Origin of the sequence: Sulfurimonas sp. NW7, assembly GCF_051132265.1 — a bacterium.
GTDB lineage: Bacteria > Campylobacterota > Campylobacteria > Campylobacterales > Sulfurimonadaceae > Sulfurimonas > Sulfurimonas hydrogeniphila.
In genome coordinates, this window is record NZ_CP093235.1 from 786,041 (window position 1) to 796,824 (window position 10,784).

The following is a 10,784-nucleotide window of genomic DNA, read 5'->3' on the forward strand; positions in this document are numbered from 1 at the left end:
ATAGATGAGACTCGCTGATGATGAAGTAAGCTTAATAAAAAAAGCTTTTTTTGAAACTTTTAAAGATGGTGAAATTTATCTTTTTGGAAGTCGTGTAGATGGTACAAAAAGAGGTGGGGGATATTGATCTGTATATTATTCCCAAAAATCAAGATGAGTTAAGAAAAAAGAAGATTGATTTTTTAGTAAAATCAGATGAGTATATAGGTGAGCAAAAAATTGATGTAGTAAAGCTAATGGGAGAAGAGATGAAAAGTAAACCATTTATAAACAGACTCAATAGACTAGAAGAATGAGGACTTGTAGATAAAAATGAATGGTTGAAGTTGAGCAAAGATAGAAATGAGATAGCTTATGCGTATAGTTTCAATCAAGATGAAGTAGTAGATAGTATCAATCTTATTTATGACATTACTTATAAACTTTTATCTTTTTATGATATTTTTTATAAATATTGTATTGATAAATTTGACTTTATAAGAGATAGCGAGGTATTAAAGAGATAATGGTGAATATAGAAATTTTAGAGAGGATTATAGATATGGTTAAAAAGGATGAGTTAATGAAGGAGAGTGCATGTCATTGAAAAAAGCTGTGTTTGTTTTAGTTAAAAATATATATTCTAGTATACCTAAAATAATACCAGGATATATGGGTAAAAGATTTCGTGCGGAGAGTGCAGAATCTTTAGTTGTTGTTGATGAAGTTACCACAAAATATGGTAAATTAAAATATTATTGCATGGGTTGGATTCCTTTGTGGCGTTCACAAACTCTGTTTATTAAAGAGCCTGAGATGATAGAGTGGATAGATAAAATGGATAAAAATGAAACGCTATGGGATATTGGAGCAAATGTAGGCTTATATTCTGTTTATGCAGGGTTAAAAGGCATGCAAGTTTTTGCTTTTGAACCATCGGCACTGAATACATTTTTAATTTCAAAAAATATTGAAATAAATAATTTAAAAGATAATGTTTTTTTATTTCCCGTAGCTGTATCTGATAAAAATGAATTTGGTTATTTAAACATGACAAGTACTGATTTAGGGGGGGCATTGAACGAATTTAATGAAACAGACATACAAACTGTTGGAGAAGGTAGTTATAAAGCAGAAGTGGTTTTTAAACAAGGTATGTTTGCATATTCAACAGATGAATTGATAGAAAAATATGGTTTTGAAGTTCCTGATTATATAAAAATAGATGTAGATAGTATTGAAGATAGAATAGTTTATGGTGCAAATAAAACATTGTCAAATAAAAAGCTCAAAGGAGTATTTTTAGAACTTGATGAAACAGAAGAACGGACACAGAAACTGATAGATTTTTTATCAGACCGAGGGCTGAAATTAAAAGAAAAAAGACAGTCTCCTTATTTTAAAGATAGTAAGTTCAGTACACAGTTTAATTATATTTTTGAAAGAGTATAAAATGGTTTATTTGGTAACAGGAGGTGCTGGATTTATAGGGAGTGCAATAGCAAGCAAACTCTTGTTTGAAAGACATCAAGTGTATATTATTGATAATTTGAAAACAGGATATAAAGAAAGCGTACCATCAGAAGCCATATTTATCGAGGGAGATTTTAGTAAAAATGAGACGATTGCTAAATTAAATAATACAAAATTTGATGTAATTTTTCATATAGGTGGTCAAAGTTCTGGGGAGATAAGTTTTGAAGACCCAGAATATGATTTAAATACTAATACATTATCTACTTTGAAGTTATTGCAATATTGTGTAAAAACAGGATGTAAAAAATTTGTATATGCTTCTACTATGTCTGTATATGGGGAACAATTCAGTAAAGAACAATTTTCTGAAGATGATGTTGAAAATCCAAAATCATTTTATGCTGTTGGCAAATTGGCAAGTGAAAAATATATGAAAATTTTTGCACAACAATATGATATAGAGTATGTAGCATTAAGATACTTTAATGTGTATGGTCCGGGGCAAAATCTTGAAAATTTAAAACAGGGCATGGTTAGTATATATCTGAAACAATTTTTAGATGATTCTTTTGAAAAGGTACTTGTAAAAGGTGATTTAAATCGTTTTAGGGATTTAATATATATTGATGATGTTGTTGACATCACTATAGAGTCTTCAAGAAATGATAAATTTAAAAACAAAATCTTAAATATTGGGACAGGTAAAAAAACAACAGTCAAACAGATATTGACTTTAATAAAAGATAATTTACAAAGTACAAAAGATATTGTCATATCAAAAGGTACTCCTGGTGATCAGTTTGGGATATATGCAAATAATCAATTATTACTCAGTATATATGATAGACCATTAACAAGTTTTGAGCAAGGTTTAAAAAAAATGATTGAGTGGATATATGCAAAATAAAGTAGGCAAAAAAGTTGTTATTTCTGCTAGAACAAGAATAACAAATTCTAAACTAAAATTTTATTCACGAGTAAAAGATTATGCAGAATTGCATAGTAGCGTACTGGGTAAATACAGTTATGTTTCTCAATATTCAATTGTGAATAAAACAAAAATAGGGAAATTTTGTTCAATTGCAAATGGTTGTTATATAGGACTTTGGGAGCATAATACAGATGTCAGTACACATTCTTTTTACTTATATGAGCATAGTGGTAACTTTGTTAAAGGCTATAGAAACTATAAGAAGGATGATATAGAAACAATTATCGGTAATGATGTTTGGATTGGTGCTAATGTAGTTGTCAAAAAAGGTATTGAAATTGGTGATGGTGCAATTGTCGGTGCTAGTGCAGTTGTGACAAAAAATGTTCCTCCTTATGCAGTTGTTGTTGGAAATCCTGCAAAGGTTATCAAGTATAGATATAATAGAAAAGATATAGAGTGGTTAGCGTCATTACAATGGTGGAATTTTTCAAGAAAAAAGCTTAAAACGCTCATAAATAAAGGTGCTTTTGATGATTTTACAGTATTTAAACAATTATTGAAGGATAAACATATATGAATATAGTAGCAACAAGTCCAAGTTTTTCAAAAAATAAAATCTTACAAGAAGAAGTATATAAATATTTTCCAGAGGCTAAGTTAAATTTAGATGGCAAAAGATTTAATCAAGATGATTTGATAGAGTATATCAAAGATGCTGAGGCTTTGATTGTTGGACTGGAACCTGTGAATGAAGAAGTGCTTCATCATTGTAAAAATTTAAAAATAATTTCAAAATATGGTGTTGGTCTTAATAATATAGATAAAAAAGCATGTAAAAAAAGGGGCATAGCTATTGGCTGGACAGGAGGAGTAAATCGTCTTTCAGTAGCAGAGATGGCACTCGGGTTTATGCTTATGTTTAGTCGTAATCTTTTTATGACAACAAATGAACTTAAAAGTGGTGTCTGGAATAAGTCCGGAGGATTTCAACTGAGCGGAAAAACAGTTGGTATAGTTGGCGTGGGTTACATAGGCAAAGAATTAGTGAGACTGTTGAAGCCTTTTGGGTGCAAAATACTTGTGAATGATATTATAAATCAAGATGAATACTATACTCAAAACGATTTGATAGAAGTGAGTAAAGAAGAACTTTACAGAGAGTCTGATTTTATAACAGTGCACACACCACAAGATGAAAGCACATATAATTTCATAACTTTAAATGAAATGAAAATGATGAAAAAAACAGCATATTTGTTAAATACGGCCAGAGGTGGTCTGATAAATGAAAATGATTTAAAATATGCTTTAAAAAACGGCATAATCGCAGGTGCTGCGATAGATGCTTATGTTGAAGAACCACCTACAGATAAAGAATTTTTAGAACTTCCAAATCTTATATGCACACCGCACATTGGTGGAAACGCAAAGGAAGCTGTAGAAGCTATGGGTATGAGCGCTATAAAACATTTAAGAGAGTATTATAAATTATGATAAGAATTCAAAGTGGAGAGTGCCATATGTTAGTACTCCTAAAAATTCAGTGCAGTGAGGTATTAAATGCCAAATCGTAAGAAAGTTGTTATTTTCGGTGGAAGTGGTTTTTTAGGTTCGTATGTCGCTGATGAACTGTCTCGTAGAAACTATGATGTAGTTATTGCTGATATTCATAAGTCAAAGTATTTACAAGTAAATCAAGAGTTTCAAACTGTAGATATATTAGATATGAACAGTATAAAAAATGTAATTAATGGCGCTGATATTGTATATAATTTTGTAGCGATAGCAAATCTTGATGATGCTATCCACGACCCAATCAATACTATGAATATAAATGTTATGGGGAATCTAAATATACTTGAAGTATGTAAAACAAGAAAAGTAGAAAGATTTGTGTATGCAAGCAGTGCTTATGCCCTTAGTAATGAGGGTTCTTTTTATGGCATTAGTAAGCAAACATCAGAGAAGCTAACGGAAGAATATTATAAAAGGTATGGTTTGAAATATACGGTTATTCGTTACGGCTCCTTGTATGGAGAGCGGGCGAGTCATAACAATTATATTTATAATCTTTTATATGATGCCTTAAAAAATGGAGAACTTCACTACAAAGGTGATGGTCAAGATCTAAGAGAATACATTCACGCAGCAGATGCAGCAAAACTTTCAGTCGACATTTTAGAGGATGAAAGTTACGAAAATGAGCATATTATCTTAACAGGAACTGAAAGACTAAAACGTATAGAACTCCTTACAATGATAAATGAGATCATGCAAAACAAGCTAGAGCTGAAGCAAATTACAGATAATAACATGGGACACTATAAAATTACTCCTTATTCGTATCATCCAACTGTTGCCAAAAAGTTGGTGGCAAATCCGTATATTGATTTAGGTCAGGGTCTTTTGGAATGTATTCAAGTTATTCATGAAGAGCTGGAAGCGTAGATGTTGTTTTTGTCTTATATATTAGATGAACACACACCTGCTTACGGGAATAAAAATAAATTTGTACAAATAAAAAAAAGTGATATTTTAAAAGGGGATGTTGCTAATGATACAACAATATCTACTACTGTTCATATAGGTACACATATAGATATGCCCTACCACTTTTATGAAAAGGGACAGACTGTTAAGGATTTTAATGCTGATTTTTGGGTATTTAAAAAACCACTAATTGTAGAGATAGTTCAAGAAGAGTTAATTATAAACGAAAAATTGACAGCAAGATTAAAAAACATCACAGATATTGGTTATGATATTTTAATTGTAAAAACAGGTATTTGTAATAGTCGAAATAGTGAAAAATTCTGGAAAGAGAATTATGGTTTTCATGGAGATATTTATAATTTTTTAATAGAAAATTTTCCATCTATCAGAGTGTTTGGATTTGATTCTATATCGGTTTCTAGTTTTGCTTACAGAATGATAGGAAGAGAATCTCATAAAAGATTTTTAAATCCTCAAAAACCTATACTTTTACTTGAAGATATGGACTTGAAAAATATCAGCGAAAATGTACAGTTTAAAGAAATTATAGTGTCACCGCTTAGAATATCTCAGTGTGATGGCTTACCATGTACTGTATTTGGAATATTACATGATTAAAACAATTTTATGGGATTTTGATGGTGTTATACTTGATAGTATGAAGATTAAGGGGGATGGTTTTGTAGAATTGTTCCATGGTTATGACAAAAAATATTTACAACAGATTGAGAAATATCATTATGAAAACGGTGGTGTTTCAAGATTTGATAAAATTAGATATTTTTATACTGATATTTTGCATCAAGATATTTTAGAAGATGAAATTGTAAAACTAGCAGATAAATTTGCTCGGATTATTAAAATGAAATTATCTAACAAAGAAAACTTAATTATGGAAACCATTGAATTTATAAAAGCGAATTACAAAGAATATAATTTTCATATCGTCTCAGGTGCAGAAAATCGTGAACTTAATGATTTGTGTAAACAGTTTGAAATCACATGCTATTTTTTATCAATCAATGGAAGTCCAACTAAAAAAGATATTTTAATAGCTAATATTATGGAGAAATATAATTACAAAACTGATGAAACAATATTAATCGGTGATGCCATCACAGACTATAATGCGGCTAAAAAGAATAAGATAAATTTTTATGGGTATAATAATTCAGAGTTAAAACAGTATGGAAATTATATTGATACATTTTTGGAGTTTAAACTTTGAATCCAAAGGAATTAGAGGAGAATTACCAAAATAAAAAAAGTAATTTTCATGCCTACATTGATAAGATAAAAAGAAATGCCAGATGGGATATCTATACAATAATTAATGCTACTTTAGTTAAAAATCCATATGCAAGTGTGTTTCCTAAAAACTTTTTTACAAATAATATTCAAAAAGACAATAATCTGTTTTTATTCACAAGAAAATTAGTGAAATATTATATAAAAAATATTTATCTTTATTTTTCATATGTTACTGCTTTTTTTATCTATAAAATTTATTATAAGAAACAAAGAAAAAACAGATTAGAAATTATTATTGATACTTTTGGACTTATAGATAAGACAAATGAAAAGGGTCAATTTAGTGAAAATTATTTAACCGGTATCTATGAAATATTTGAAAAATATCATACTCAGTATGCTATTTTATTAAGACCTTATGGCGTTGGTCAAAATCCATTAAAGTTAAAACACTTTTTTAAAATAATAAATCAAGATAAAAAGGATTTTGTATTTGAGTATGAATTTTTGAAATTAAGTGATTTTGTGAAACTGTTTGGACTTATAGTAGTGTATCCGTTTAAAACATTAAGACTGTTACAAAAAGAAGAGAATGATATTGATAAAATATTTAATAATGCTGTAGTTAATGATATTAAATATTTTAGTTTTGATAGTTTAACAAGATATATTTTAGGTAAAAATTTAGCTCAAATTGAGAGTATAAAAACAATATATTCCTGGAGTGAATTTCAAGTGATTGAGAGAAGTTTTAACTATGGAATTAGAAATCATAATGATAAAATAACATTAAACGCATTACAGTTTTATTTAAATTATGAAACTTATTTTAATGCTTATATAGATGATTTAGATTATGATATGCTTGCATCACCTCATAAGGTATCTGTTAATGGAAAATATTATGTATTAGATAGAGAAAAAGTGAAATATGATGTTGGAGTTTCATTAAGATATAAAGGAGTTTTTGAATTTCAGGGTATCAAAGAAGAAAAAAATGTACTTTTGCTCGGTTCTTATATAGAAAATGATACAAAATATATGATAGAAAGGATAGAACATTTAGATAATGTGATATTTAAAAACCATCCAGCAGTTAATATACATAAACTTGGTAATATCCCAAATAATATTGAAATTTCGAATAGCAATATTTATAAACTTTTTGAAAACACAAAACTAGTAATAAGTACTGCTTCTGGGACTTCTCTTGAGGCAGTAACCTGTGGATTATCTGTAATAATAATAGCCAGTCAAGATAATCTTACCGCTAATCCATTAGTGACCCATGGAAAAGGGAAGATTTGGGATATTGCGTTTACTAAAGATGATATTGAGAAATTGTATAATAAGTTATTGGTATATAGAAAAAATTATAAAGATGAAATAAAGCAAATTTCTTTGTGGTACAAGGAAAACTTTTTTAGAGAGCCAACAGAAGAAAGAATTAAAAATATATTTGGAATTGAGGAAAATAATTTATGAAAGTATTACTGTTAGCAGGCGGTTTTGGAACAAGACTCAGTGAAGAGACAGACATAAGGCCAAAACCTATGGTTGAAATAGGGGGTAAGCCTATTTTATGGCATATTATGAAAATATATTCAGAGTATGGTTTTAATGATTTTGTTATTCTCTTAGGATATAAAGGCTATTATATTAAAGAGTATTTTGCAAACTATTTTTTACATCAAAGTGATATAACTATAGATATGTCAAATGGTAAAATGGAAGTGTTAAATAATTCAAGTGAACCATGGAAGGTAACATTGCTTGATACAGGGCTGAACTCTATGACAGGAGGACGAATTAAACAGGCACAAAAAGTTATTGGTAATGAAGCGTTTATGCTCACTTATGGAGATGGGGTAAGTGATGTAAATATAAAAGAATTGGTAGCATTTCATAAAAAACACGGTAAAGCAATGACTATGACCTCTGCTCAACCAGATGGACGTTTTGGTGCACTTAATATCTCTGAATCACATCAGGTAACAGATTTTTTAGAGAAGCCAAAGGGTGACGGTGGTTGGATAAATGCAGGGTTTTTTGTTTGCGAACCGAAAGTTTTTGACTACATTACAGGTGGAGATGCAACTGTTTTTGAGCAAGAACCACTGCAAAAACTTGCTAAAGATGGAGAAATATTTACTTTCAAACATGAAGGCTTTTGGAAGCCGATGGATAGCTTAAAAGATAAAAATGATCTTAATAAACTTTGGGATGAAGGTGTTGCCCCTTGGAAGGTATGGGAATAGCAATGTTCAAAAATGTATACAAAGATAAAAAAGTACTTGTTACCGGGCATACAGGATTTAAAGGCACATGGCTTACTCTGTGGCTTTTAAAACTTGGGGCAAAAGTTATAGGCATCTCAAAAGATATTCCGACAAATCCTTCAATGTTTGAAGAGTTACAGCTACAAAAAAAGATAAAGCATTATCAAGAGGATATAAGAAATTTATCTAAAATGAATGAAATTATAGCCGCAGAAGCGCCGGAGTTTCTTTTTCATCTGGCAGCACAGCCGATAGTTTCAACATCTTATGAAAATCCAATTGACACAATATCCTCAAATGTAATGGGAACGGCAAATATTTTAGAAGCTCTTAAAAACTCAAATCATAAATGCAGCGTTATAATTATCACAAGTGATAAAGCGTATGCCAATGTAGAACAGGTATGGGGCTACAAAGAGGATGATAAAATGGGTGGTAAAGATATTTACAGTGGTAGCAAGGGTGCTGCTGAGCTTATTATAAAATCATATTATCACTCATTTTTTAAAAAAGACAATTGTAATGTTAAGTTAGCCATTGGTAGAGCCGGAAATGTTATAGGTGGCGGAGATTGGGCAAAAGACAGGATTGTAGTTGACTGCATGCACGCTTGGAGTAAAAATCAAAGTGTGGAGATACGAAGCCCAGAAGCTACGAGACCTTGGCAGCATGTGCTTGAACCTTTAAGTGGATATTTAAATCTAGGGCAGGTTTTGTATGAAAACAACTCTTTGCATGGGGAAGCGTTTAACTTTGGACCAAGGGCAGAACAAAATCACACAGTTAAACAATTGCTTGCAGATTTAAGTCAGTATTGGCATTTTACAAATGCCAAAGATGCTTTTACTATTACAGGGAACATACCTTTTCATGAGGCAGGATTGCTAAAACTCAATTGTGACAAAGCTCTCTTTTATCTGAAATGGCAGGCAAATTTAGAGTATAAAGATACTATTAGATTTACCAGTGAGTGGTATTATGACTTTTATAACAATAATAACAATATTTTAGAAAAAACTTTGGAACAGATAAATGAATATGAAAGTATGGCAAAAACGCGAGGTTTGCAATGGACGGAGTAATTTTAACACCGCTAAAACAGATTTATAATCCAAAAGGTGATATTTTTCATGCCATGAAAAAAAGTGATGAGGGGTTTGATGGATTTGGAGAAGCTTATTTTTCAACTATATACCTAAATGATATCAAGGGATGGAAGAAACATACTCAAATGACTTTAAATCTTGTAGTGGTTGTTGGAGAAATAGAATTTGTTGTGTATGATGAAATAAATAAAGAGTTTTTTAGTGTAAAACTTTCTCAAAAAAATTACCAAAGACTTACTGTAAAACCAAATTTGTGGATGGCTTTTAAAGGTTTAAGCGAAAGCAGTATGTTATTAAATATCGCTTCAATTGAGCATAATCCAGACGAAGCAATAAATTTAGATATTAATGAGATAAACTATGAATGGTAAAAAAAGAGTTCTTGTAACTGGCGGAACCGGCTATGTTGGTTCAGATCTTGTGAATAAACTTTTAATCAATCATAATATAGAAATTGCACTGGTTGTTCGAGATTCAAAAAGTGCCATAAAAATATTTGGGAATGCGGTTATATATATCGAATGTAATAACCTAACTGAGTTTAATGACAGTGTTTTACAATTTTCACCTGAAATTGTAGTTCATCTGGCTGCATATTCAACAAGTTCAGATGAACCAAAAGATATAGTTAAGCTAATAGAATCAAATATTGTATTTACCTCTAATCTGTTAATTGCATTATCAGGTTGCAAGTTGCAATTGTTTATAAATACAGGTTCTTTTTCCGAATATCATATCAACAATATAATAAGCCCAACATATTTTTATTCTGCTACAAAAACTTCTGCAAAATATATAATTGAGTACTATGCCAAAAAGAACTCTTTTAAATTTTTAAATATGATTTTGTTTACAGTTTATGGAAAGAAAAATGCCAATAAAAAGATTATTGATTATGCTATAGATTCTCTAGACTCGGATGAGGCTGTTAATATGAGTGATGGTAAGCAGATATTGGATTTTGTACATATAGATGATGTTGTAAACCTTTATTATAACCTTATTCTTGATTTTAATAATATTAAAGCTTCTAAAATTGACTATGACGTGGGAACAGGAAAATGTATATCAATAAGAGATTTGGTAAAGACTTTAGAAAGTATTACAAATAAAAAAGCAAATATTGCATGGGGTGCGAATAAAAGTCGTAAAATTGATACAATCAGAGCATGTGCAGATATAGAAATGTCGCAAAAAGAGTTGAATTATAAAGTGAATATTTCTTTGGAAAGTGGTTTGAAAAAATATATTAAGGATAAAATTTAA

At 30.0% G+C, this 10,784-nt stretch carries 14 protein-coding genes; all 14 read left to right on the plus strand.

Annotated features, from left to right (window positions below; translation table 11 throughout):
* Positions 1 to 4 precede the first annotated feature (4 nt).
* The 14 genes from MLC35_RS04195 (at position 5) to MLC35_RS04260 (ending at position 10,784) form a co-directional block, all read left to right on the plus strand.
* On the plus strand, positions 5 to 127 hold the full coding sequence (locus tag MLC35_RS04195; RefSeq protein ID WP_434637959.1) for a hypothetical protein: 123 nt from the start codon (positions 5 to 7) through the stop codon (positions 125 to 127).
* A complete protein-coding gene (locus MLC35_RS04200; protein ID WP_434637961.1) occupies positions 99 to 296 on the plus strand; it encodes a hypothetical protein in 198 nt (65 codons plus the stop codon). The genes MLC35_RS04195 and MLC35_RS04200 overlap by 29 nt, the downstream gene beginning before the upstream one ends.
* Before the next feature lie 280 nt (positions 297 to 576).
* Positions 577 to 1,431 carry an FkbM family methyltransferase gene (locus tag MLC35_RS04205; protein ID WP_434637963.1) on the plus strand — a complete coding sequence of 285 codons (855 nt, stop codon included), beginning with the start codon at positions 577 to 579 and terminating at the stop codon, positions 1,429 to 1,431.
* Position 1,432: 1 nt separating this feature from the next.
* Entirely contained in the window at positions 1,433 to 2,362 is a 930-nt protein-coding gene (locus MLC35_RS04210) for an NAD-dependent epimerase/dehydratase family protein (RefSeq protein ID WP_434637965.1), read from the plus strand.
* A complete protein-coding gene (locus MLC35_RS04215; protein ID WP_434637967.1) occupies positions 2,352 to 2,966 on the plus strand; it encodes a CatB-related O-acetyltransferase in 615 nt (204 codons plus the stop codon). The genes MLC35_RS04210 and MLC35_RS04215 overlap by 11 nt, the downstream gene beginning before the upstream one ends.
* Complete coding sequence (locus MLC35_RS04220; protein ID WP_434637969.1) at positions 2,963 to 3,883, plus strand: phosphoglycerate dehydrogenase; 921 nt, start codon at positions 2,963 to 2,965, stop codon at positions 3,881 to 3,883. The genes MLC35_RS04215 and MLC35_RS04220 overlap by 4 nt, the downstream gene beginning before the upstream one ends.
* A gap of 66 nt (positions 3,884 to 3,949) precedes the next feature.
* Positions 3,950 to 4,837 carry an NAD-dependent epimerase/dehydratase family protein gene (locus MLC35_RS04225; protein WP_418641222.1) on the plus strand — a complete coding sequence of 296 codons (888 nt, stop codon included), beginning with the start codon at positions 3,950 to 3,952 and terminating at the stop codon, positions 4,835 to 4,837.
* The gene (locus MLC35_RS04230; RefSeq protein ID WP_418641223.1) at positions 4,838 to 5,500 is read left to right on the plus strand and encodes a cyclase family protein; all 663 of its coding nucleotides are present in this window, start codon (positions 4,838 to 4,840) and stop codon (positions 5,498 to 5,500) included.
* Positions 5,493 to 6,110 (plus strand): HAD family hydrolase, encoded by a 618-nt coding sequence (locus MLC35_RS04235; RefSeq protein ID WP_434637972.1) that lies wholly within the window; start codon positions 5,493 to 5,495, stop codon positions 6,108 to 6,110. The genes MLC35_RS04230 and MLC35_RS04235 overlap by 8 nt, the downstream gene beginning before the upstream one ends.
* Positions 6,107 to 7,618, plus strand: coding sequence for a hypothetical protein (locus tag MLC35_RS04240; protein ID WP_434637974.1), 1,512 nt, complete (start codon positions 6,107 to 6,109; stop codon positions 7,616 to 7,618). The genes MLC35_RS04235 and MLC35_RS04240 overlap by 4 nt, the downstream gene beginning before the upstream one ends.
* Positions 7,615 to 8,391, plus strand: coding sequence for a glucose-1-phosphate cytidylyltransferase (gene rfbF / locus MLC35_RS04245; protein WP_151900693.1), 777 nt, complete (start codon positions 7,615 to 7,617; stop codon positions 8,389 to 8,391). Before MLC35_RS04240 ends, rfbF begins: the two co-directional genes overlap by 4 nt.
* A gap of 2 nt (positions 8,392 to 8,393) precedes the next feature.
* Positions 8,394 to 9,494, plus strand: a complete 1,101-nt coding sequence (gene rfbG / locus MLC35_RS04250; RefSeq protein ID WP_151900692.1) for a CDP-glucose 4,6-dehydratase — start codon at positions 8,394 to 8,396, stop codon at positions 9,492 to 9,494.
* Complete coding sequence (locus MLC35_RS04255) at positions 9,482 to 9,889, plus strand: WxcM-like domain-containing protein (RefSeq protein ID WP_151900691.1); 408 nt, start codon at positions 9,482 to 9,484, stop codon at positions 9,887 to 9,889. Before rfbG ends, MLC35_RS04255 begins: the two co-directional genes overlap by 13 nt.
* Positions 9,879 to 10,784: an NAD-dependent epimerase/dehydratase family protein gene (locus tag MLC35_RS04260; RefSeq protein WP_434637977.1), complete on the plus strand. Its 906-nt coding sequence runs from the start codon at positions 9,879 to 9,881 to the stop codon at positions 10,782 to 10,784. Before MLC35_RS04255 ends, MLC35_RS04260 begins: the two co-directional genes overlap by 11 nt.